At 55.8% G+C, this 22,570-nt stretch carries 22 protein-coding genes and 1 pseudogene; 15 read left to right on the forward strand and 8 right to left on the reverse strand.

Annotation, left to right across the window (positions count from 1 at the left end):
- The first annotated feature begins 155 nt into the window (after nucleotides 1–155).
- The gene (locus ACOOFE_RS02365; RefSeq protein ID WP_420413474.1) at nucleotides 156–1,202 is read left to right on the forward strand and encodes an ABC transporter ATP-binding protein; all 1,047 of its coding nucleotides are present in this window, start codon (nucleotides 156–158) and stop codon (nucleotides 1,200–1,202) included.
- A 5-nt stretch (nucleotides 1,203–1,207) separates the two neighbouring features.
- On the opposite strand, the gene ACOOFE_RS02370 is transcribed toward ACOOFE_RS02365, so the two are convergent.
- The 4 genes from ACOOFE_RS02370 to ACOOFE_RS02385 form a co-directional block, all read right to left on the reverse strand.
- Nucleotides 1,208–1,735 (reverse strand): GNAT family N-acetyltransferase, encoded by a 528-nt coding sequence (locus ACOOFE_RS02370; protein ID WP_420413475.1) that lies wholly within the window; start codon nucleotides 1,733–1,735, stop codon nucleotides 1,208–1,210.
- Nucleotides 1,736–1,745: 10 nt separating this feature from the next.
- On the reverse strand, nucleotides 1,746–3,461 hold the full coding sequence (locus ACOOFE_RS02375; protein WP_420413476.1) for an ABC transporter permease: 1,716 nt from the start codon (nucleotides 3,459–3,461) through the stop codon (nucleotides 1,746–1,748).
- Between the two features lie 6 nt (nucleotides 3,462–3,467).
- Complete coding sequence (locus ACOOFE_RS02380) at nucleotides 3,468–4,448, reverse strand: ABC transporter substrate-binding protein (RefSeq protein WP_420413477.1); 981 nt, start codon at nucleotides 4,446–4,448, stop codon at nucleotides 3,468–3,470.
- A gap of 153 nt (nucleotides 4,449–4,601) precedes the next feature.
- Nucleotides 4,602–5,522 carry an MBL fold metallo-hydrolase gene (locus tag ACOOFE_RS02385; RefSeq protein ID WP_420413478.1) on the reverse strand — a complete coding sequence of 307 codons (921 nt, stop codon included), beginning with the start codon at nucleotides 5,520–5,522 and terminating at the stop codon, nucleotides 4,602–4,604.
- Nucleotides 5,523–5,623: 101 nt separating this feature from the next.
- Between ACOOFE_RS02385 and ACOOFE_RS02390 the strand changes: the two genes are divergently transcribed.
- The 4 genes and pseudogenes from ACOOFE_RS02390 to ACOOFE_RS02405 all read left to right on the forward strand — a co-directional run.
- A complete protein-coding gene (locus ACOOFE_RS02390) occupies nucleotides 5,624–6,457 on the forward strand; it encodes a LysR family transcriptional regulator (RefSeq protein ID WP_420413479.1) in 834 nt (277 codons plus the stop codon).
- A gap of 108 nt (nucleotides 6,458–6,565) precedes the next feature.
- Nucleotides 6,566–7,990 (forward strand): NADP-dependent phosphogluconate dehydrogenase, encoded by a 1,425-nt coding sequence (gndA, locus tag ACOOFE_RS02395; RefSeq protein ID WP_420413480.1) that lies wholly within the window; start codon nucleotides 6,566–6,568, stop codon nucleotides 7,988–7,990.
- Between the two features lie 122 nt (nucleotides 7,991–8,112).
- Nucleotides 8,113–9,696 (forward strand): cryptochrome/photolyase family protein, encoded by a 1,584-nt coding sequence (locus ACOOFE_RS02400; RefSeq protein ID WP_420413481.1) that lies wholly within the window; start codon nucleotides 8,113–8,115, stop codon nucleotides 9,694–9,696.
- A 5-nt stretch (nucleotides 9,697–9,701) separates the two neighbouring features.
- Nucleotides 9,702–9,893: pseudogene (locus ACOOFE_RS02405) on the forward strand (NADP-dependent phosphogluconate dehydrogenase); the annotation flags it as partial.
- Nucleotides 9,894–9,972: 79 nt separating this feature from the next.
- Here ACOOFE_RS02405 and ACOOFE_RS02410 read toward each other — a convergent pair.
- Nucleotides 9,973–10,275 carry a hypothetical protein gene (locus ACOOFE_RS02410; RefSeq protein WP_420413482.1) on the reverse strand — a complete coding sequence of 101 codons (303 nt, stop codon included), beginning with the start codon at nucleotides 10,273–10,275 and terminating at the stop codon, nucleotides 9,973–9,975.
- Between the two features lie 106 nt (nucleotides 10,276–10,381).
- Here ACOOFE_RS02410 and ACOOFE_RS02415 point away from each other — a divergent pair, with 106 nt between their 5' ends.
- Genes ACOOFE_RS02415 through ACOOFE_RS02430 form a run of 4 tightly spaced genes read left to right on the forward strand, consistent with a single transcriptional unit; the run spans nucleotide 10,382 to nucleotide 12,585 of the window.
- Nucleotides 10,382–10,702 carry a hypothetical protein gene (locus tag ACOOFE_RS02415; RefSeq protein WP_420413483.1) on the forward strand — a complete coding sequence of 107 codons (321 nt, stop codon included), beginning with the start codon at nucleotides 10,382–10,384 and terminating at the stop codon, nucleotides 10,700–10,702.
- A 43-nt stretch (nucleotides 10,703–10,745) separates the two neighbouring features.
- On the forward strand, nucleotides 10,746–11,342 hold the full coding sequence (locus tag ACOOFE_RS02420) for a L,D-transpeptidase (protein WP_420413484.1): 597 nt from the start codon (nucleotides 10,746–10,748) through the stop codon (nucleotides 11,340–11,342).
- A gap of 26 nt (nucleotides 11,343–11,368) precedes the next feature.
- The gene (locus tag ACOOFE_RS02425; RefSeq protein ID WP_420413485.1) at nucleotides 11,369–12,043 is read left to right on the forward strand and encodes a L,D-transpeptidase; all 675 of its coding nucleotides are present in this window, start codon (nucleotides 11,369–11,371) and stop codon (nucleotides 12,041–12,043) included.
- A gap of 41 nt (nucleotides 12,044–12,084) precedes the next feature.
- Nucleotides 12,085–12,585, forward strand: coding sequence for a thioredoxin family protein (locus tag ACOOFE_RS02430; protein WP_420413486.1), 501 nt, complete (start codon nucleotides 12,085–12,087; stop codon nucleotides 12,583–12,585).
- A 666-nt stretch (nucleotides 12,586–13,251) separates the two neighbouring features.
- On the opposite strand, the gene ACOOFE_RS02435 is transcribed toward ACOOFE_RS02430, so the two are convergent.
- Entirely contained in the window at nucleotides 13,252–14,145 is an 894-nt protein-coding gene (locus ACOOFE_RS02435) for an AraC family transcriptional regulator (protein ID WP_420413487.1), read from the reverse strand.
- 173 nt (nucleotides 14,146–14,318) lie between these two features.
- On the opposite strand from ACOOFE_RS02435, the gene ACOOFE_RS02440 reads away from it, so the two are divergent.
- Nucleotides 14,319–15,254 carry an SDR family oxidoreductase gene (locus tag ACOOFE_RS02440; protein WP_420413488.1) on the forward strand — a complete coding sequence of 312 codons (936 nt, stop codon included), beginning with the start codon at nucleotides 14,319–14,321 and terminating at the stop codon, nucleotides 15,252–15,254.
- A gap of 101 nt (nucleotides 15,255–15,355) precedes the next feature.
- Nucleotides 15,356–16,252 (forward strand): complex I NDUFA9 subunit family protein, encoded by an 897-nt coding sequence (locus ACOOFE_RS02445; protein ID WP_420413489.1) that lies wholly within the window; start codon nucleotides 15,356–15,358, stop codon nucleotides 16,250–16,252.
- A 106-nt stretch (nucleotides 16,253–16,358) separates the two neighbouring features.
- Here ACOOFE_RS02445 and ACOOFE_RS02450 read toward each other — a convergent pair whose 3' ends face one another.
- Nucleotides 16,359–17,021, reverse strand: a complete 663-nt coding sequence (locus ACOOFE_RS02450) for a winged helix-turn-helix transcriptional regulator (RefSeq protein ID WP_420413490.1) — start codon at nucleotides 17,019–17,021, stop codon at nucleotides 16,359–16,361.
- A gap of 81 nt (nucleotides 17,022–17,102) precedes the next feature.
- On the opposite strand from ACOOFE_RS02450, the gene ACOOFE_RS02455 reads away from it, so the two are divergent.
- Together ACOOFE_RS02455 and ACOOFE_RS02460 are read left to right on the forward strand one after the other, a co-directional pair.
- Nucleotides 17,103–18,209, forward strand: a complete 1,107-nt coding sequence (locus ACOOFE_RS02455; RefSeq protein WP_420413491.1) for an NmrA family NAD(P)-binding protein — start codon at nucleotides 17,103–17,105, stop codon at nucleotides 18,207–18,209.
- 53 nt (nucleotides 18,210–18,262) lie between these two features.
- Nucleotides 18,263–18,799, forward strand: a complete 537-nt coding sequence (locus ACOOFE_RS02460) for a carbonic anhydrase (protein ID WP_420413492.1) — start codon at nucleotides 18,263–18,265, stop codon at nucleotides 18,797–18,799.
- A gap of 354 nt (nucleotides 18,800–19,153) precedes the next feature.
- Here ACOOFE_RS02460 and ACOOFE_RS02465 read toward each other — a convergent pair whose 3' ends face one another.
- Nucleotides 19,154–20,032 (reverse strand): LysR family transcriptional regulator, encoded by an 879-nt coding sequence (locus tag ACOOFE_RS02465; protein ID WP_420413493.1) that lies wholly within the window; start codon nucleotides 20,030–20,032, stop codon nucleotides 19,154–19,156.
- A gap of 155 nt (nucleotides 20,033–20,187) precedes the next feature.
- Between ACOOFE_RS02465 and ACOOFE_RS02470 the strand changes: the two genes are divergently transcribed.
- Nucleotides 20,188–20,808, forward strand: a complete 621-nt coding sequence (locus ACOOFE_RS02470; protein WP_420413494.1) for a glutathione S-transferase family protein — start codon at nucleotides 20,188–20,190, stop codon at nucleotides 20,806–20,808.
- Between the two features lie 75 nt (nucleotides 20,809–20,883).
- Complete coding sequence (locus ACOOFE_RS02475) at nucleotides 20,884–22,539, forward strand: pyridoxamine 5'-phosphate oxidase family protein (RefSeq protein WP_420413495.1); 1,656 nt, start codon at nucleotides 20,884–20,886, stop codon at nucleotides 22,537–22,539.
- Nucleotides 22,540–22,570: the final 31 nt, after the last annotated feature.

Consider the following 22,570-nt stretch of genomic DNA (forward strand, 5'->3'; position numbering starts at 1 on the left):
TGGGGAGTTCTTGGGCTATTGGAAGACCCCTTCCATAAAGGCAGTGCCTTTGCCAACAACAAGAGACCTCGCGGCTAACTCGCCCGATCGTGACCTTCTGTCATCGGCCTTAGGAGTGTTATCAGCCTGTCATCGGCCTCTAATAGATGGTCGGCATGACCATCCTGCTTTCTTTCGTCACAAAATCTTTCGGCTCTCACAAAGCCCTAAATCACGTCGATCTGGAAATCGAAGACGGGGTGTTTTTTGTTGTTTTGGGTCCGTCCGGCTGCGGCAAGTCGACTCTGTTGAGGGCAATCGCCGGGCTTGAGCCGATCGACAGCGGCGAGATTGCGCTGGGCGGGGAGATTGTCGCGCGGGACGGCTTTCATCTGGAGCCCGAACGCCGACAGACAGGTATGGTGTTCCAGTCCTATGCGTTGTGGCCGCACATGAGTGTGGCCGCTAACGTGGCCTTTCCGATGGAAACGGCTGGATTGAAAAAGGCGGAGATAAAAGCCCGGACCGCGGATCATTTGAAGACCGTTGAACTGACGCCGTTTCGCGACCGCAAACCGGCGGATCTGTCCGGCGGGCAGCGCCAGCGGGTGGCGTTGGCGCGCTGCCTGGCGCAAGGCGCAAAGACGGTTCTGATGGATGAACCGCTGGCCAATCTCGATCCGCATCTGCGGGGCGCCATGGAAGAGGAACTGGCAGCCTTCCACAAGATGAGTGGTGCAACCACACTGTTCATCACCCACGATCAACGTGAAGCAATGGCGCTGGCCGACAAGGTGGCGGTGATGTGGGACGGTGAGATCCTGCAGGTGGATGAACCCGATACACTTTACCGGCGGCCGCACTCCGAGAAGGTCGCGGGATTTATCGGCCGCAGCAGTCTTGTGCCGGCACGGATCGAACAAGTGGATGGGACTCGAGCCTGGGTGCTCGTCGGGGAGCACGGGTTTGAGGCTGAGTGCGCACTTGGCACAACAACGGGGACCGCAACTTTGTTGCTTCGTCCTGAGCATCTGGTGCTTGCATCCGGCGGTCATGGCCTCAAGGCAACGGTCGAGCGGACGATTTACCGCGGCGGCTTCTGGGAAGCCTTTGTTGCGATCGACGGCCTTTCAAAACCTTTGATGATGAACCTAAACCGAGCGGCCAAGATTGGTGAGAGCTTGTTCTTAGAGAACTTGCGGGGGTGGGTGCTGCCGAGTTGAGCCGATTACCTCAATTTTTTCCGCATGGCGCAGCGTTTTTTCGGGAAAGGAAGACCTGCGGAGAGTTCGTCCTGAACCAGTTTGAGCAGTCTTGGTTCACAGTCCTTGTCGGCGAGGATGTCAAAACCCAGTTTCTCATAGAACGGCGCATTCCAGGGCACATGGCTGAAGGTCGTCAGTGTTAGTTCTGACAGTCCTCGAGATCTGGCTTGCTCTTCCGCATGTGCCAAGAGCGCCTGGCCGATGCCCTGTTTTTGATGATCGAAATGGACAGAAATCTCATAAATATGCAGGGCGCCATCTTCCGGGAGCGCGGCGAGAAACCCGACCGGTTTGCCATCCTTTGTTTCGGCCAGCCAACTGGTTTGCGCTGCGATAGTTCGACAGTGCTGATCTTTTGTTGCACAGCTGCCGTCGGCAAAAGAAGCCAGGCCATCAATCGCTCTAAAGGCCTGGCTGGCTGAGATCTCCACCGCCTGAAGATCTGCAACGTCGCTTTCAACAGTTTTGCGGATTTTGAATGTTGAAGCCATCAGCGTGTGATCAATCTTTCCAGGGAATGGTTCCAGCCGGTACACGGTTGGCCAGGCTGTTCATCGCCAGCATGACGAAGATCGTCGCAAGAACAACCACAACAGACATAGCCGCCGCAAGGGTTGTATATCCGCCATCTTCATAGTTGAAAATGGTGGTGCCGATGGTTTCATTGCCCGTGGACCATAGGAGTGCAGAGACCGTCACCTCGTTATAGGCGGTCAGGAAAACGAGGATTGCGCCGGAAGCAGCAGAGGGTGCTGTGAGCGGAGCAAAAACCTTGAGCACCCGCCGGGCAAAGCCAGCTCCGGAGACCTTTGCGGCATCTTCCAAGGATCGATCCAATTGCAGAAAGGCAGCGGCCACCGGTTTCAAGCCGACGGCCAGAAACACTGAGATATAGGCAATCAGGATAATCCAGAGCGTCCCGTAAAGGGAGACGTTCAAGACTGGCAGGGGCCGGATGAGCGCCAGAATAAAGGCGATCGACATGACCAGCCCGGGAACCGCAAAGGCAATCTCGGCTTGAGACGCGGCAAAGATGCTTACTCCCCGGGCCCGCTTATGCCGATGGCTAAGGAAGTATCCGAGTAGAATACTCATTGCCGCAATAAGGGTGGCGGCGACAGCGGCAACAAGTGTTGAATTGGCAAAAGCGCGCAGGGTCACGGATTGCCGCCACAGGACTTCGAAAAAGTTTTCCAGCGTCAAGGTTCCGGCCGACAGGGGCAGGCCATAGGTCGTCACCAAGGAGGTCGCCAGCAGCGAGACTGCCGGTAGTAGGAGCACCAGCGCAACAAAGGTCCAGAGTGTCAGTTCGACCCAGATCCGTTTGCGCTTAAGAGAAATGGCGAGCGGATCCTGCGGCAGGCCGATCAGGCTGGACCGCATGCGCCGTTGCAAAAAGCTTTGGATGAGCAGTGCAACAAGTGCGACAGCCGCCAGAATGACCGAGATCACGGCAACGTTTGGCAGGACATCCGGGCCGAAGCTGGCAAGCCGCCGCCAGATCAATACCGGCAAGGTGGTGTAACGCGCCGGAATGCCGATCAGAGCGTTGATGCCGAAATTGCCGAGCGCGGCGACAAATGCGAGCGCGAAGCTTGCCAGCAAGACCGGACCGAGCAGGGGCAGGGTAATCCTTGTGAGCAGCCGGAAAGTGCCCGCGCCTGAGATACGGGCCGCGTCGGAGAATTCACGCGGAAAGGATCTGAGTGCTGCCCGGACCAACAAGAACACCAGTGGGCTGTGTTGCAGGGTCAACAGAAGCACCAGGCCTTCACGGGAGTAGAGCGGATGAGTGGATCCGAGTTCCGGCGCAAGTCCTATCCAGGCAAGCAACGGGCTTGCCGGTCCGAGCGCTTGTATCCAGGCGATGGCGGTCACATGCGGCGGGATCATCATTGGCAGAAGGATCAGGAACACCAGCAGGCCCTTGGTGCGCACATCGGTCAGTCCAATGATCAGAGCGAGCACCGTGCCGAGAACGGTCGCTGCCAAAGCAGACAAAAAGCTGCTTTCCATGGATTGCCAGAGCGCGCGTAGAACCGACCGGCTTGTCAGCGCGTCGGTCAAAGGCCCAAGAGCAAACGCCCCCTCGTGGGTCAGTCCTATCTTGAACAGCAACAAGAGCGGCAGGCCGCACAGCAGCGTCGCGCAGACAACCAAAATGGCGAGAGACAGTCTCTCGCCATTCCAGACCTTATGATGAAAGGCTTGCGCCATTCGGATTTAACCGCCGAAGATTTCGGAGAACTTCATCTTGTTGGCTGTGTCCTGTTCCAGGGCCTTGGCCGGATCAAAATCCATCAGCTTGATCTGGTCGCGGGCCGGGAACCCCTCCGGAGCTGCAACAGCCGGATGGGCCGGCAGGTAGCCTTGGGAAGATGCCAGCTTCTGGCCGTCTTCAGACAAGAGGAAGTCGACAAAGGCTTTGGCCGCATCCGGATTTTGAGCGGTCGAGAGGATGGCAACCGGCTCGGTGACTGCGGAAACTCCTTCTTCCGGGAAGACGAATTCCACTGGAGCACCTTTCAGTTTTTCACGGATCGGCAGGAAGTCGACCACAAAACCATAGAGTTTTTCACCACCAGCAATCGCCTTGTAAGTGCCGCCGTTGCCGCCTTTTGGATTGGCGCCCTGATCCGCCAAGCCCTCATAATAGGCCCAGCCGAGATCCGGATTGGAAGTTAAAGCGGCCATGTGTATGGTTGCAGCGCCAGAGGTCAGCGGAGACGGCATGGCCAATTTGTCCTTGGCCTCGGCTTTCAAAAGGTCTTTGTAGGAAGACGGCTTCATCGGCGCATTTGTGTTGTAGACGATGCCGGAGGTGATCAACTTGGTGGAGAAATAAGTTTTCTCTGCATCCATCAGTGCCGGGTCATAGGCAGAGACGTCAGCGCCCTCATGCGCCATCAAACGGCCTTCCTTCTTCAGACCTTCCATGGTGACCATGTCAGCGATCAGAAGAACGTCCGGCTTGGGGCTGCCGGCCTCGAATTCGGCACGGAGCTTGGCCATCATTTTGGTGGTGCCGTCGCGGACCCACTCCACTTCAACACCCGGGTGCTTGGCAGTGAACGCGTCGACCGTTGCCTGCGCGTCCTTGTTCGGCTGTGAGGTGTAGAGAACCAGTTTGCCAGAAACATCGCCAGCAAAGGCGGAAACAGTTGCGCCAGCGAGAAGGCCGGCTGCCATCAGAAACTTTTTCATGTCACGGATCCTTGTGCGAAGGGCCGCAGAAGCAATTGCGGATGGCCATCGCTAGCAGGCTTGTGTGACAGATTTTTTTTGACTGCTAGGTAAAACTGCGTGACCGCCGACATTGGCGGCCACAGGTGTCTGAAACCAGGTGCATTTCTGTTGTCAGGTATAGGTTACTGGTGTTCCTTCAGAAACCAAGTCCAACCCATAAGGTGCACCATCGAGCGCTTCAGCAAGATGATGGATCGGTTCCAGATAGAGCTCATAAGTTGAGTGGTGCAGTGGCAGGATCTTCTTGGGTTTCAAGAGGGCAGCAAAAACGGCGACATCGCCGGCGTTCATGCTGATTTGGCCAAGCGGCCCGGTGGTGCCGACGCTGCCAAGGTGCGGGATGAAAAGGTCTGGAGATCCCAATGGTTCCAAAGCTGCGACGACCGGTTTGGTTCCAAATGTATCGCCGCCCCAATAGACGGAGTACGACCAGTCACCACGGTTGAATGTGAGCCAATACCCATTGCCTTCGCCCAAAATAGCTGCAATTTCCGGATTTTCAGAGTGATCGGCCCGGATCGCCGTAATCTCAACGGTGACATCGCCTTTCGTGATGGTTTTTTTCTCGCCCCAGGCCAGGGAGGAGAGGTTGGAAAACCCTTTTTGGGTCAACGTATCCAAGTCGTGTGTGGGGGCTATCATGGGGATGTTCTTGGCAAGTCTTGCTTCGGCCTCCTGATCAAAATGATCTTCGTGCATATGGCTCACCAGGACATGATCCACCGAATCCAGATCTATCCCCTGGAAGGGTGTCAGTCGGCGGTGAAACTTTATGTTGGGTCCTTTTACGAGATCAAACATTTCATTCGGATCGCCCATCTTGAACGCCTTGTCGCCCTCACCAAAACACGGGTCGGTCAACAGCGTAAGATCCCCGCAGGTCAACAACATGGTGGCACTGCCGAGCCATGTGATGGTGAGTCCATCTTGGGATATGCTTCCGGCCGTGCTGGTGGACGTGGTGCTGGCAAGGGCCAAAGGCGCGGCAAGGCTGGTTGTGCCGGCGGTTTTCAGGAAATCTCTTCTTTTCATGACAATAGTCCTCTCGTTTGAACCATGACAGAGAGGTAGATCTGAAACTTTGTCTGATGTAGTCAGTTAAAAGTGGTTTATCTATTCAAGAATTTCAGGCAATGACAACGCTCTCGCATTTTGAAACATTTGTGGAAGTGGCTCAAAGCGGTAGTTTCGCAGCGGCTGCCCGCACATTGGCGCTTCCCCGCTCGACCATCACCGCCAGGATCAAGGCGCTGGAAAGCGCGCTTGGAACAGCGCTCTTTCATCGGACGACCCGTCAGGTGCGGTTGACGGCAGACGGCCAAACTTATCTGGCGCAAGTGCAGCCGGCACTGGCGGCACTTGCGGCGGCCGGAGAGAACCTGAAATCAAGTCAGGTGCCAAAAGGTCTTGTCCGGATGTCCGTGCCGGTCGACCTCGTTCAGCCGTCCTTCGCCCGTGCGCTCAGCAGCTTCCAGGAACAATATCCGGAGGTCGTGCTGGACGTGCATGTCAGTGACCAAACGGTTGACCTTGTCCGGGACGGATTTGATCTGGCCCTGCGTGGTCTGCGAGTGACCACGGACAATGCTGTCATGCGCAAGATCGCGTCCAATCGGATGGTTGCCGTTGCCCGTCCGGATGTTGCGGCCCGGTCCGGGTTTGAAGACCTCATGAAGGCCGGATCAGTTATGGATCCAATCGGTGCATTCGAGGAAACAAGTGCAAAGCCTTTCGGGTTCAAGACGCGCAATTTTCAGCTGGCCAAGGAAATGCTCCTGACTACGGACATTGCCGGGCTGTTGCCCCGCGCGATTTGCGCAGATGAACTGGCCAGTGGTGATCTGGTTGAACTGCCAGTGGATATAAAGCTTCCCGAAATCCCGCTTTTTGTGGTTCTGCCCACCGGGCGTCATGTTCCAAAACGCGTTCGTTTGTTTGTTGATCATCTTATTTCCGCGTTCCGCTAGCCTCTGTGAACGCGTTTCAAATGAAATCCTGTCGTTGCTGTTGGACTGAAGGTCGGGTATCACCGGCCTTAATCGATTAAATCTTTCAAATAATAATGGGCACTGAGCATGACCTCTCAAGGCGCACAAGCGGACATCGGCCTGATCGGCCTTGGCACAATGGGCGGAAATCTCGCGCTCAACATTGCGGAGAACGGCTTCCGGATTTCGGTTTTCAACCGGACGCTTGAGAAAACCGATCAATTCATAGCCAAGGCCGGAGCGCTGGCGGAAAAACTGGTGCCAAGCAAAACGCTGGAAGACTTTGTTGCGTCCATCGCCTCTCCGCGTGCCATCATTTTGATGGTGCCCGCAGGAGACGCCGTTGATGCTCAAATTGCAGCTTTGCGGCCTCTTTTGGATGCAGAAGATCTGATCATCGATGCGGGCAATGCTAATTATCACGACACCAACCGCCGGGCAGCCGACGCTGAGGCTCAAGGCCCGCGTTTCATGGGAATTGGCGTCTCAGGCGGTGAAGAGGGGGCCCGGTTCGGGCCCTCGATCATGGGCGGCGGTGCCAAGGATGCCTGGGATCAGGTTGGCCATATTCTGGAAGCGATTTCCGCCAAGCATGACAACGAGCCTTGCGCAGCGTTCCTTGGCGCGGCGGGAGCCGGTCATCTGGTCAAGACCGTGCACAACGGTATCGAATATGCCGATATGCAGATGATTGCTGAAGTTTATGGCGTGATGCGCGACGGCTTCGGTATGTCATCCAATGAAATCGGCGATGTTTTTGAAAAGTGGAACGGCGGCATTCTGCAGTCCTATCTGATCGAGATTTCCTACAAGGTTGCTAAGACCGCGGATCCGGAAACCGGCAAACCGATGCTGGACATCATTCTGGATAAGGCCGGTCAGAAGGGTACTGGCCGCTGGACTGCGATCGAAGCGTTGATGCTCGGCACGCCCGCCAGCGCCATCGAAGCGGCCGTTGCAACCCGCAACATGTCCGCGCGCCTGGATGAGCGCAAGAAGGGCGAAGCTGAATTCGGTGCCGCACCGAATGAGTTGGACCGTGAAGCGGTATCTATCGATGCACTGGAAGCGGCGCTCATTGCCGGCAAGATTATCTGTTATGCGCAAGGCTTTGGCTTGATCCTGGAAGCGGCCAAACAATACGGCTGGGCGATGCCTCTGCCGGAGATTGCAAAGATCTGGCGCAACGGCTGCATCATCCGCTCGGCGATGCTGAACGATATGTCCGCAGCCTTGGCCGATGACGATGAACGGAACCTGATGCTAGCGCCGTTCTTCTCTGACAAGCTCAAGGAAACCGAAGCCATGCTGCGCCAGGTGGTGGCCCAAGCTGCGCTTCACGGCCTGCCGGTACCGGCGCTGTCCGCAGCGCTGTCCTATTTCGACATCATGCGTACGAGCTGCTCAACGGCCAACATGCTGCAAGGCCAGCGCGATTTTTTTGGCGCCCACGGCTTTGAACGGACAGATAAAGACGGCACCGGTTACCACGGCCCCTGGGCAATGGGGTGATCCGGGACGTAATTGTCGAATAGATTTCAAAAAGGCTGGTTTCCATTACCGGCCTTTTCTTTTTGACACTGTGATGACGGGATCCTGTCAACGAACTGGGGTTTGTCCGTTGAAGGCGGCCATTGCCTGGCCGGTTTGGCGGCCTAACTTCCGATGTCATGACTCAAGCAAACCGGCAGGAAACCTCGAAACAGCTAATCCTCCTTCTTGGAGATCAGTTGTCGTTGAATATGACGTCTCTGAAAGCGGGTAACCCAGAAACGGACGTCATTTTGATGGCGGAAGTGGCCGAAGAGGCGAGCTACGTTCCGCATCACAAGAAGAAAATCGCTTTTGTATTTTCATCGATGCGGCATTTTGCTTTGGAGCTCGAAGCCGCGGGCTGGACTGTTCGTTACACTCGAATCGATGACCCGGATAACGCTGGAAGCTTGCTGGCAGAGGTGAAACGGGCGCTTAAGGAAACCACGATCAAGACCGTCGTGATGACGGAGCCTGGGGAGTACCGTTTAAAGGCTGATTTTAAATCCTGGGTCGGAGAGTCCGGTATTGATTTTCGAATGCATGAGGATACACGGTTCATTTGCAGTCATGATGAGTTTCGCAAATGGTCAAGCGGCCGGAAACAACTGCGGATGGAATACTTCTACCGGGACATGCGCCGTAAAACCGGTTTGCTGATGAATGCAGGCGAACCGGAGGGTGGACGTTGGAACTTTGATACGGAGAACCGCAAGCCTGCCAAACATGATTTGCTTTTTCCACGTCCTTTGGCCGTAGAATCAGATGCAATCACGGCAGATGTTCTCGATCTGGTCGATCAGAGATTTGCAACAAATTTTGGGACTTTGCGTCCCTTCCGATTTGGTGTCACAAGATCGGATGCAGAGCGCGCGCTCAAAGTGTTTGTTGAGCAGGCGTTACCTTGTTTCGGCGATTACCAGGATGCGATGGTGACGGGCGAACCGTTTTTGTATCACTCGGTTTTAGCGCAGTACATCAATGTAGGTTTGCTTGATCCTTTGATGGTTTGCAGGGAAGTGGAACGTGCCTATTATGAGGGAAATGCTCCGCTAAATGCTGTAGAAGGTTTTATCCGCCAGATCATCGGCTGGCGCGAATATGTCCGGGGCATCTACTGGCTGAAAATGCCGGGATATACGGACGAGAACTTTTTCGGAAATCACCGGCCATTGCCGAACTTCTATTGGAACGGCGACACCGAAATGGCCTGTCTACACAGCGCTATTGGCCAGACGCGCGATGAGGCTTATGCGCACCATATTCAAAGATTGATGATTACTGGCAACTTTGCTCTTCTCGCAGGCGTTGACCCGCATGCGGTGCATGAGTGGTATCTGGCAGTCTATACAGATGCATATGAATGGGTTGAAGCGCCGAATGTGATTGGGATGAGCCAATTCGCAGATGGTGGCCTTCTGGGATCAAAACCCTATGCGGCCAGTGGCAATTACATCAATAAAATGTCGGATTACTGTGGCAATTGCCGGTACGATGTTCGTCAAAAGTCCGGTCCGGACGCATGTCCATTCAATCCGCTTTATTGGGATTTCATGATGCGAAACGAAGATAGACTTCGCAGTAATCCGCGCCTTGCGCAGGTTTACAGGACATTGGACCGCATGGATGAGGATAAGAAAGTTGCTGCTCAAGTAAGCGCGAAAGCTTTCCTCGCCTCGTTATGATTGTCTTGCGCCAGGTGGTGGCACAAGCCGCGCTTCACGGTCTACCGGTACCGGCGTTGTCCTATTTCGACATCATTCGCACCAGCCGCTCAACGGCCAACATGCTGCAAGGCCAGCGTGATTTCTTCGGTGCGCATGGATTTGAGTGGACCGACAAGGATGGCTCCAGCTACCACGGTCCTTGGGCAATGGGTTGATCCGGGACACCACCAGAGAGATCGTTGTTGGAAAGGCCGGGGGCGCGCGGCCTTTTGTTATTTTGGCGCCTCTGATCTGTCACGTAAGTGCGTCTGCAATTTCTTTCCAGACCGCAGCTGGATCACCATTTCTCGAGGGTTTTCCGGCCCTGCCGAACCAATAAGCGGCGTTGCCATGATCGCCTTCAATGAGGTGGCAAAGAGCATGGATCCAGTCGTGATCTGCCTCGCCCTCTGCGCTTTGGCAGATTTCATGGGCTAGATCCCACTCCGGTCCCAGTTGAAGGTTGCCTTTTTTCAGCCACCAGAGCGTTTTAAGGGGGGCTGAATAGTTCTGCGGCGGTATGGCCGCGGACACATCCATATCTTCTAGGTCAGACATCAAAACTCCTATACGAACTCAAGAATGCTAATGGGAAATCATGTCCTCACGCGAGTGTGATTTGGCGTGCATAGGTTCTCTTAACTCTCTTCGATAAAATCAGCTCATGTTTCGCATACTGCTCATCATTGGCCTTCTATTCGCCGGCGCAACCCAAGGGTTCGCGCGCAAGGTGGATGTTGCCGTTGACGATGTGCCGTCTTACCTCAGTCTGGACCAGGTTGTTGCTGAGCTTCGAGCTGCCGATTGTTGTGACGAAACCGTGGTGATTCAGGCGAAGTCGACCTATTGCAAATCCGACTGCAAGGGCGTGATTGCCAGTCTTTTGGCTGTGCCTCATAAATCCGCGCAAGTGCCGGATGGTCTGGTGTCTACGCGTCAGAGTTCTGTGTCCGATTACCTGGAGCCAGGCCCTCCCAAGTCCTGAAATTTCACAGTTTTGACGGATCAAAGAATCCGCCTCAAGATCAATGAAATTCAGGAGACATCCCGTGATTACCAGACGAGACTTGCTGCTTGGAAGTGCAGCCGTGCTTGCTGCCTCACAGCCGCTTGTGGCCGAGGCGCACCACACCGCGAAATACAAGAATTTTAAAGTCGATCCGCAATATGAACCGCAGTCCGTGCGTTATGGTTTTCGCTATGAACGCGGAACTATCGTGGTCGATCCGAAGAACCATTTCCTCTACCTGATCGAAGGGTTTGGCAAGGCGCGCCGCTATGGCGTTGGTGTCGGCAAGGCCGGACTTGCCTTCAAGGGCATTGCGAGCGTGGAGCGCAAAGCCGAATGGCCAAGCTGGCGGCCGACCAAGAATATGATCCGCCGGGAGCCGGGAAAATACGCCAAATACGCCAAGGGTGTGCCAGGCGGTTTGAACAATCCCCTCGGGGCCCGTGCGCTGTATCTTTATAAGAACGGCCGGGACACCATGTACCGCATTCATGGAACCACACAGCCGAAGTCCATCGGCCGGTCGGTCTCCAACGGATGTATCCGTATGATCAACGATCATGTTATCGATCTCTATAACCGCGTTCCGCTGGGAACCAAGGTTGTGGTGCTTTAAACCCTATCGATCCGGATACATCTGAAATGACAAGAAACGTGACACGGCGTCAGGCCTTGTCCGGCGGTTTGGCCATGGTTGGCCTTGCGCTGGCTGGCTGTTCGCCAACACGCACAGCGCCCGCACCGCAACCGGTTAGGCCGCCGGTCGATCGTGACTTCATCTTAAATTATGGCTCGCGGCCGAACGAAGAATTTCCTCTGCCGGCGATTGATCCAAAGGTCTTGGAACCGAAATTCCGCCGAATGCGGGTTGCGTATCAGAGCAATGAGGACGACGGGACGATCATCGTCGATACGTCCAGTTTCTATCTCTATCTGGTTGAACCGAGCGGGACGGCCATGCGGTATGGCGTTGGTCTCGGACGGCAAGGGTTTGAGTGGTCCGGTCGGGCGCGGGTTGCCTGGAAACGGCCCTGGCCGACCTGGACGCCGCCAGCTGAAATGATTGCCCGCGAACCACATCTGGAGAAATACAGTGCCGAGAACGGCGGTATGGAGCCGGGTTTGGGTAATCCGCTCGGAGCCCGTGCGCTGTACATCTTCCAGGGCAATGTCGACACGCTCTACCGTCTGCACGGCACCAACGAACCGGCCTCCATTGGCAAGGCTGTGTCCTCCGGATGTGTCCGCCTCATCAATCAGGATGTGATCGATCTTTACGACCGTGTCCGGCCCGGAGCCAAGATCGTGGTGACGTGATCCGGGCCGCAGTGGATCTCAAAATTTGAATAGGTGACCTTATGAAAAAGCACAGGAAACCGAAGAAACAAACATCTAATAAACCTCAGATACAGAATGCAAAGACCAGGCATGATGATGTCTCTGCCGGGCGCCGCAATTTCCTGCGGCTCACCCGCAATATTGTCATCGGCGCAGGTGTCGTCGGCGGAGTTGGCTATGCGCTTGCCAGCAATGTCATCAACACCCTGAACGAACACGATCTGACGCGGGTTGGCAATGGGACGCCGACCATCGTGCAGGTCCATGATCCGAATTGCTCCTTGTGTCTGGCCTTGCAGAAGGAAACCCGATCCGCCTTGAAGCAGTTTCAAGACGGCCGGCTGGACTATGTGATTGCTAATATCAAGTCCGCGAGCGGCCGGGCCTTTGCCAACCGATATGGTGTTCAGCATGTCACTCTCTTGCTGTTTGACGCGGACGGCGAGCTCAAGAACATCTTGCAAGGTCAACGTGGATCGCATCAGTTGAGGGCCGAGTTTTCAAGATTATTAGCCGGGTAAATATCTGGAGCGGTTACCGCCTTTTCAGCGGTATGAAAACGAATAGTCGACGCCCCGGACTTGATCCGGGGCCAAGTCTTGCTTGTAATGGTCCCGGCTCAGAAGTCGGGACGGCAAAGCTGGAAAGCACCAGCACCAAATCCGCCGCGAGGAGGCCCTCCGGCGTTTTGGCTAAACGTTCTTCCCTAAGCCACAGGAGTGGCGGGGCGCGCCGGGCCTTGCCTGCGCAACATAAAAAACAAGAGTCTTCGGCAAAGCTTGACTGCCCCGCCCGGGCTGTTTGGTGCGCGCCGTGGCACAGCACCGGCCAGACTCGAAGTGCAGGGTGTCAATCCGCGCTCCGCAGCACGCCCAGCCGGCCGCTACTCGGTGTTGCCGCTGCAGGGTCACCGCCGTCCATTATCGCGCCGGACCCCGGTACGGTTCGTTACACCGGCCCGTCAGCCCCGCCCGATCCGCTCCCTTTTGGAGGACGGTCCCCCAAAAAGCCCGTGTAAGCGGATACACTGATCATCATACGACAGAGGCATGGGGGCGTGGATAAGAATTCTTTGTGTCAGGAGAGGCGTCCGTTTGTTGCCCAGAACGCAAACGACGGCTGTGCCAGGAAGACCGGAAGCAGACCCTATTGTCAGGGCTGTCGCGGCTGGAAAAACCACGTTGCCCTTATATCAGGCCCGCGGGGAGCTGTGTCGCCTGCCCCCATTGTTTGGGCGATTGTCCATACAGGCGTTTGAATTCGCGGCTGAACTGTGAGGAACTCGCATAGCCCACGTCCCAGGCCGCTTCGCTCACGTTCATCCCGCCGGCAATCTTCATGGCGGCGTGATTCAAGCGCATGGATTTCGCGAACTGGATCGGTGACATCGAAGTTGCCTGTTTGAACTTGCGGTGAAACACGGCCCGGCTCATACCGGCGTGAGCGGCCATGTCATCAATGGTGACCGGTTCATTCAGGCGTGCTGACAGGAATTGAATGGTTCGGGCGATTTCGTTGCCAACCCCGAAAGCTCGGTGCGCGGCGATACCCGCGTCACCCTTCAAAACGGCATAAAAGAGCTCGCGTAGCCTGTCCTCTCCGAGAACCGCTGCATCCAACGGGTTAGAGGCTAGTTGGACAAGCCTGTGCAGGGCATCGGTGAAGGCAGCATCCCACTCGGCAAGCGCCAGCCCCGGTGGCAGCGCGCCGCCGCCAGTTCTCTGGATAGAGCCAGTGGCGCTCTCAATCTCAATGGTCAGTTCGGTCATCACCCGCGTATCAAGGGAGATTATGACGCCGAGGAGCGGTTTTTCCAGTGAGGCAGTTGGCGTGCCTGCCTCCACCGGCATCGACATCGGGCAACAAAGATACCGTCGGCTGTCATAAACATGCCGTTTGCCGTCCAGAATGGCTTCTTTGGCACCGTTAACAATGGCAACGACTGTAGGCTCGTAAACCGCGGGTGTGCAGGCTATCGGTTCTGTAACGCGGAAGAGCTGCACGCCCTTTACCCCGGTTTCGACCAATCCGGCATCTGGGAGGCAGGCGTCGATGATCTGCCTGATCTGTTGTCTGCTCATATCGTGCACTTGCCATGGGGAAGTGCCTAATACAACTCCTTTGAGACAATTGGGCATGTTTTCAAGATTAATTCGCCTGCTTTTTCTCTACTTCGATATTTATGTTTCATTTCATGTCGGCGGGAATGTCCCGCCGGAAACAAGTAGCCAGCCTTTGCTGGAAGGAGCATGACGTGGAAAATAGATTTGGGCCAAAAGGCTGGACACCGGAGCGCCTTGGGTCTCTTGCGGGCAAAACCTATGTGATCACCGGTGCAAACGGGGGCGCTGGTTTTGAGGCTTCGCGGGTATTCCTGTCAAAGGGTGCTCGCGTGGTGATGATGAACCGCAGTGCGGAGAAGTCAGTTGCGGCCATTGATGCTTTAAAGCAGGAGTTCGGGCCGGACGCTGAGGTCAGTTTCATCCGCATGGACCTTGCCGTATTGGAAAGCGTGCGGGAGGCGGCAGCGGAAATCCGGTCAACGGTTCCCCAAATAGATGCCCTCATTTGCAACGCGGCCATAGCGCAGGTGGCCACACAACAGCTTACTGTGGACGGCTTTGAAAGCCAGCTTGGCGTGAATTACTTCGGTCATTTTCTGCTGTGTGGGTTGTTGTACGAGCGTGTTGAACAATCCAAGGGCAGGATCGTGGTGGTTGGCAGCAATGGCTATAAGATGGGCGACAAACGGATCCGGTTCGAAGACCTGAACTATGGCAAGGACTACTCCGCATGGAACGCCTACGCCCAGAGCAAACTGGCTCAGATGATATTTGGTTATGAGCTTCAGCGCCGGGGGCAGGCAGCTGGCAAGGCCGTACAGGTCCACGTTTGTCACCCCGGCGCGTCGCGAACCGGATTGATCCGCGACACGGCAAGTCTCACCACAAGGGTGCTGGCCACTTTACTTTCGCCGCTGGCACAATCCGGAGAGCGAGGCTCCTGGCCAGAGGTCATGTGCGCCACGGAAGAGGGGCTGGAACCAGCAAAATATTACGGACCAACGAAGTTCGAAATGGTCGGCCCAGTTGGCGAGTGTGCGCTGGAAGCATTCGCTCTGGACCGAGAACAGGCTGCCAAGCTTTGGGCACTCTCCGAGGAGAAAACGGGATTAAACTGGTCGCTTTAGGTGGCACGTTTCTCCACCGCCAAGTGATGGGTTGTCGCTGTCCTCAGATTTCTGCCGCATGTTGATGCTAAAAGCGAAGCCTGAGGAGGTGTGATCACTTTATGGCTGAAGGGGACGTGATCGTACTGGGTGGAACTGGGTTCCTTGGACAACGGGTCGTCCGGAAGCTGCTGGAGCGCGGACACTCAGTTGCTGTCGGGACGCGGTTTCCTGATAAGATTGCTCGCCTCCCCAATATCTGGGGTCGTGAGGTTCGCCCGGTCAAGGTCGACCTTCTGAAAGATGAGGTTATGAGCCGCGCCCTTCAAGGAGCGGGGACGGTGATCAACTGCATCGGGTTTTATGTCGAAACGCGCGATCAAACCTTCTGGGACGTTCATGTTGATGCGGCGCGCAAGATAGCAGACGCCGTCGAGGCTTCCGAGACTTGCAAGCTGATCCATATTTCCGGGATCAGGGCGTCTTCGACGTTTCGCTCAGCCTATGTCCGCGCGCGGGGTGAGGGCGATGAGGCGGTCCGCAGTGCCTGTGCCAATACCATCATCTTACGGCCAAGCGTTTTGTTCAGCCGCAGCGGCGCCTTTTTCGGCGACCTAGATGCAATCATACGGATGCTTCCAATTGTGCCGCTTTTCGGCACAGGCGGGACACGGCTTCAACCCGTCTATGTTGGGGATGTGGCCGAAGCTGTTTGTCAGGCCGTCGATCAAAAAAGAGAGTTGGGCGCAATATATGAGCTCGGCGGGCCTGAGGTGTTCAGCTACCGTGAGATCGTGACCCGGCTCGCTGCCCGCTCGGGCCGGCGCCGGTTGCTGCTGCCGGTGCCATTTCAAATCTGGTGGCTGCTTGCTTCCCTGGCAAGCCACTTACCGCGACCGCCCGTCACCCTTGGGCAGGTGGACCTGATGCAACGGGATAACATCGTTGCCACTTCGGCCAAGACCTTCGCAGACCTCTCAATTGTTCCAAAATCCGCTACTAAGTTGGGTCTGGTTTGATGGTACTTTTTTCACGCGAAAACTGCTTTCAGAAGGACCTCACGGTCGACGCAGATTATACAAATTGCGTGGATCGAAGTGGAAACGATGTTCCGCTTGGTGAAATTCAGCCCGTCAACAGATCCGTCACACGTGTCATCAGCATCAAAAACTCGGCGTCCTTGCCCGGTGTTTTGACATCGAGATCCGCGTGATCGCGCAGGAAAACGTTTGGCTCCATTTCGCCTTCGGACATGGCCAGCAGCGCTTCATATCCGGTCGTGAAAATGAGATCTGGGTTTGCCGAAGCGGAGTACCGTGCGTTGATGGTGCCATTTTCAACCTGAAGATCGATTGCCTCGCCATCGACGCGCAGTTCTGCGCGGAAAGATAGGTCGTCCGTTGGAATCCGCCTGGCTGCCGCGCCCAAGGTGGTGGCAACGGTCCTGAGATTTCCGGGTTTGACCGTTGGAACCTCCGGTTTGAACTGCCCGCCAAACATAGCCAGCTCAAAAATGACATTGCCGGTCTGCCGGCCAAGATCAGTCAGTTCATAAACAGTGGTGCCATGGCCAGCGTCCTGTTTTTCGATCAAGCCGTCGTCGGCAAGCTTGGCTAGCCGTTCGGTCAAAAGATTTGCTGCGATACCGGTCAATCCCCTTTGAAGGTCTGAAAACCGGGCTGGGCCTGCATGCAGATCCCGCAGGATCAACAAGGTCCAGCGGTCTCCGATCCGGTCGAGCGCGCGGGCAATCGGGCACAGCAATTTGTAAGACCGGGCTTTGGCCATTCTGTCCTCACGGTTTTGTTACTTTAAAAAATAAAGTGAACACTTTATTTATCTAACCAGAAACTAGACAGGAGACCTGCCGTGTCAACACTGCCGAACATTCTGGTTACCAGCGCTGCCGGAAAAACCGGTTTGCCGCTTACCCTTCAACTGCTCGAAAAGGCCTTTCCTGTTCGGGCGTTCGTCCGCAAACGCGATAACCGGTCCGACCTGCTGGCCAAGGCAGGCGCTGAAATCTTTGTCGGCGATCAATATGCCCTTGGCGACATGCGCAAGGCGATGGCCGGGATGCAACGGGCTTACCAATGTGCGCCGACCGCGCCGAATGGATTGCACTACAATGCGGTGTTTACTGTTGCTGCGTTCGAGGCACAGCTTGAGCATGTTGTGACTTTGGGCCAGTGGCTGGCGGCAGCCGATCATCCATCCTTGTTCACCCGCGAAATCTATTTGTCCGACACACTCATTCGAATGCAATCCGGCTTGACCGTGACCTCGGTCAATCCCGGCTGGTTCGCCGACAATTATCTAATGGTACTGGATATGGCGGCACATCTCGGCCTGTTCGCCATGCCGCTCGGTGATGGCCGTGTCAAAAAGAACGCGCCGCCGTCCAACGAGGATATTGCTAGCGTCGCAGCAGCAGCCTTGATTGACCCAGTATCTCATGCGGGAAAAACCTATCGGCCGACCGGACCTGAGTTGCTGTCGCCCAACGACATCGCTGCGGCCATGGGCCGGGCGCTGGGCCGGAAAGTCTCCTATATGGACATTTCCGAAAAGATGATGACCAAGGCACTTCGGGCCCTTCCGCCGTCCAACTACTCAGAAGCTGCGGTCTCACAGCTTGCCATTTATGCAGAAGAATACCGGCGGGGCGCCTTTGCCGTGACCGCGCCAACCGATCATGTTGCTAAGGTCGGTGGCCGCCTTCCTGAGACCTTTGAGAGCATTGTCCGCCGGACGATCGCGGAACGGCCTGATCTCAAGCCACGTTTGTCCAGGCGGATTGGAGCTTTGGCCGGTTTTGCAAAGATGCTGCTGACGCCTGCCTTGGACCTTGAGGAGATCCAAAGAGAGCGGGATTACGTCCGGATTGCCCAACCACAGTTCTGTCAGGACACATCGGAGTGGCTGGAGACCCATTCTTCTGCCGCGCTGCGGACACCGCTTCGGCAGGCATCCTGATTTTTCATAACACTTCAGACGACTTGATCCCAAACTTCCAGGAGAACCATCACATGACTGCCACCTCAATCTTGTTGGAACGTAACCAGGCTCTTGCCGAAGGTTTTGATGCTGCAGATCTGCCGATCCTGCCGAAACTCGGTACCATGATCCTGACTTGCATCGATGCCCGGGTCGACCCAGCCCATATCCTTGGCCTGGAGCTTGGGGAGGCCGTTGTGATCCGCAACAACGGCGGACGGGTAACCGATGCCACGATCCAGGAAATCGGTGCAATTGCCTTCATGGTCAAGCAGATGAGCGGTGGACAAGGGGGCGGGTTCGAGCTGGTGATCCTGCAGCATACTCAGTGTGGTGCGCAGCGTTTGGCTGATCCTGACATGCAGCAGGCGCTGAAGAAAAACCTCGGCATCGACGTATCGCAGTCAGCAATCCATGATCATGAGGAGACGATGAAAGACGATATCAAGCGTCTGCGCAGCGCCCCGGAAATCCCGGACAATATCGTTGTGTCTGCGCTGCTCTATGATGTGAAAACGGGCGCTGCACGCGAAATCGTTGCGCCAGAAATGCTTGGAGGGAGAGCTTAGAGCCTGTCGCATCTAATTGGTTTCATTTGACCGCGACACATTTGATCTCTGGCTAGGCGGTTTGCGTGCGATGGTGTGATCACCATAAGCGCAAAACAACGACGCGAGTGAGCAAATGTGTCCGGCCCTTTTTCTTTCGCTTTTTGATATTGAAGGGTGCAGAAAATCGGCCCATCGGCAGCGTTGCGCCGCTCACACGATCAACCAGATCGCGTTTCACGAACGCGCCTAGCCGAAGGAGCCGTTTTTCAGCATCAAATGGATCCAATTAGATGCGACAGGCTCTAACTTCCCGGCTTATCTGAGAATAGGTTCGGGCTGGAAAGTTCTATAACCGATGCCCGGACCAAGATCTCAAAAACTCGAACTCAGATGATCAATAAGCGCACGGACCCGCCGGGTCAGATGGCGGTTGGGCGGGTAGAGCGCATAAAGACCAAAAACACTGGTTCGATAGTCCGGCAATACTCTCTCCAAGCGGCCATTTTCCAGCTCGTCTTCAATCGCGTAATAGGGCGCCAGCGTGATGCCGAGACCGCCAATGGCCATGCGGGCCAGCGCTCCGGGGGAGTTGGTCTGAACGGCGCCGTGCAGCCGCACGACATGTTCCTGATCCCTGGAAAAGAACCGCCAGACATTCAGCTCAACCTGATTGTTGTCGACGAGGCAGACATGGGTGCTGAGGGCTTCCGGCGCGGACGGCCGGCCATGCCGGTCGAGATAATCCGGTGCGGCACATAGGACCAGCTCCATGTCGGAGAGCTTTTTCGCTATCAGCGTTGAATCCCGCAAGGCGCCAATTCGGACAGCCAAGTCAAACCCTTCTTCAACCAGAGCGACCCGGTTGTCCGTCAACTTCATGTCGAGTTCGACATCCGGATTTTCTTTCAAAAACGGGATCAATGCCTGTACGAGTTTTGTGCTGCCAAATCCTGTTGGTGCGGTTAGGCGGATGGGACCGGAGAGGGCGGTCTGACGTTCGCGCACCAAAGAATCCAACTCATCCATCTGCTCCAGAAGTGGGCGGGAGCGTTCCAGATAAGCAGCGCCAACATCGGTCAGCGAAACACTGCGGGTGGTCCGGTTGAACAGCTGGGTCTGCAACTGGCTTTCGAGCTGTTGGACGTATTTGCTAACCAGCTTGGTTGACAAACCGAGACGGCGGCCGGCTCCGGTAAAGGACCCTTCTTGAGCCACAGCAACGAACGCTCTGATGGTTTCAATCTTGTCCACGTGGGGGCTCTCTTTGGCTATATTGTCTCCGTAATATACATAATCATTGAATAGATTGGAGTATTATATCTTTTTTGTGGATCTGCATATTTCGTTCAGCGCGACACCAAAGACAGTTCACGTGTTTCGCGATCATAAAATCTCAGGAGAACGAAATGTCCAATGCCGTCAAAGTTTACAGCTTCCCGCTGTCTGGTCACTCACATCGGATCGAGCTTTTTGCCAGCCTTGCCGGAATCAATCATGAGATCGTCAAGGTTGATCTGGCCGCAGGTGAACACAAGCAGCAGCCGTTCCTCAAACTCAATCCGCTTGGCAAGGTGCCGGTGATCGAAGACGGTGGTGTTGTCGTCTCGGATTCGAATGCAATTCTGGTCTATCTGGCCCGGAAATATGCATCCAACTGGTTGCCAACGGATCCTGTTGAAGAAGCTGAAGTCCAAAGAATTCTGTCGCTTGCGGCCAATGAAATCGCCAATGGACCGGCAGCAGCGCGGTTGGCAAATGTCTTTGGTGCGGACGTTGACACCGACCGGGCGAAGGGTATTGCAGCGGTCGTTTTTGAGTATTTCGAAACCCACCTGAATGACCGGGAGTGGCTTGTTGGCTCCAAGCCGACGATCGCAGATATCGCGGTCTATACCTACACAGCGCATGCACCGGAGGGAGATATTTCTCTCAAGGATTATCCGAAAATCCAGGCTCTGCTGGCCCGCATCGAAGCGTTGCCAGGGTTTGTGCCGATGCCGAAAACACCGGTTGGCTTGGCCGCATAAACTTTGCTTGGAGGAGGGGCATTTGCCCCTCTTTCCGCCGCAGTTTCCTAAGAAATTGTAGTCAGGATGAGTTTGATGACTGTGTTTCATTCACCGGAAGACACTGCCGGTACGCCGTCCCCGTTTCATTACGGAGAACAACAGGTGCAGGAGCGGCTGGGCGTGCGCCAAATCGAAGATTTTGCTCGCAAGGTGATCCGGCCGTATATGCCCGATCAGCACCGCAACTTTTTTGAAGCGCAGCCGTTTCTGATCGTGTCTGCACGGGACAACGACGGACGACCCTGGGCGACGATCCTGGAAGGGGAGGATGGTTTTGTGGCGTCTCCGGATCCGGAAACCCTGACGATTAGGTCTAGGCCAGTCTCCGGTGATGCGTTGGAGCAGTCATTTTCGGCTGGGACCGATATCGGCATTCTTGGGATCGAACTGGAGACCCGCCGCCGCAATCGTGTCAACGGGCATGTCGCGGAGAATCGCGACGGGCAGATTTCGTTTGCGGTCGGCCAATCCTTTGGCAATTGCCCGCAATACATTCGCGAACGTCCCTATTGGCGTGTTTCCGAGCGAACACCTGGGCCGGTACAACGCGGGGGCGGATTATCGGAGACCCAGCAGGACTGGATCCGGGCAGCGGATACCTTCTTCATTGCCAGCGGCTATCGCGGTGAGGGCGAAGACAGATCCTTTGGAATGGATGTCTCCCACCGCGGCGGGGAGCGTGGTTTTGTTGAGGTGATCGATGACCGCACCATCCGGTTTCCGGACTATGCCGGGAACAATCATTACAACACGATCGGCAATCTGCTCGTTGATCCCAGGGCAGGGTTCCTGTTCCTGGACTTTTCCAGTGGCAGTCTGCTGCAACTGACCGGTACGGCCAGTATCGACTGGGACACCGAGGATGTTGATGCCGTTCCAGGTGCCCGCCGCCTTATAACTTTGACGATCGAGGAGAGTGTCGAACTCCCTTCCGCCTTGCGCCTGCGCTGGCAGGAAGACGCGGACTCGGCACGTTCGCTACGGCTCGTTGAGAAGACACGGGAGAGCGCCGATGTCATGTCATTTGTTTTTGAGGCCCGGGACGGCGGCCCGCTTGCGCCTTTCAAGGCCGGGCAGCATTTGCCAATCGAACTTCAAATCCCAGGAGCCGGTGGGAAGATCAGCCGCTCCTACTCCTTGTCTGGCTCGCCAAAAGATAGAGGCTACCGCATCTCTGTAAAACGCGACCCGCAAGGCCTGGGCTCACGATATTTGCACGACGGTCTAGACGTCGGCAGTCTGGTGCAATCCCGCAAACCTGCCGGTGGTTTTGAGGTTTTGGATGGGGATGCGCCTCTGGTTCTGGTGAGCGCGGGGATCGGCGTCACACCCATGCTGAGCATCTTGCATGAGGTGGCCGCTGAGGCTGGTTCCCGGCCGGTGTGGTTTGTGCACAGCGCACGCGATGGCGCGCATCATCCATTTAGCGATGAGGTTAGAAAACTGGCGGAAGGACGCGACTGGATCAATGTCTTGACCCACTACAGTCAGCCGCAATCGGCTGATCGGTTAGGCCAGGACTATCACCGGAGTGGCCGGATCACGGCAGCCAGCCTGATCGATCTCCTTCCCGGGCCAGGAACAGAGTTCCTTCTGTGTGGTCCGGCTGGTTTTACAGCCGATATCAAATCCGGTCTTGAAGCTCATGGGATACCGGAAACCCGGATTCATTCCGAGAGTTTCGGATAGCAGGCAAAAGCAAACCGCGCAGCCAGAGTGT

The sequence above is a fragment of the Roseibium sp. genome (assembly GCF_965216085.1).
Lineage (GTDB): Bacteria > Pseudomonadota > Alphaproteobacteria > Rhizobiales > Stappiaceae > Roseibium.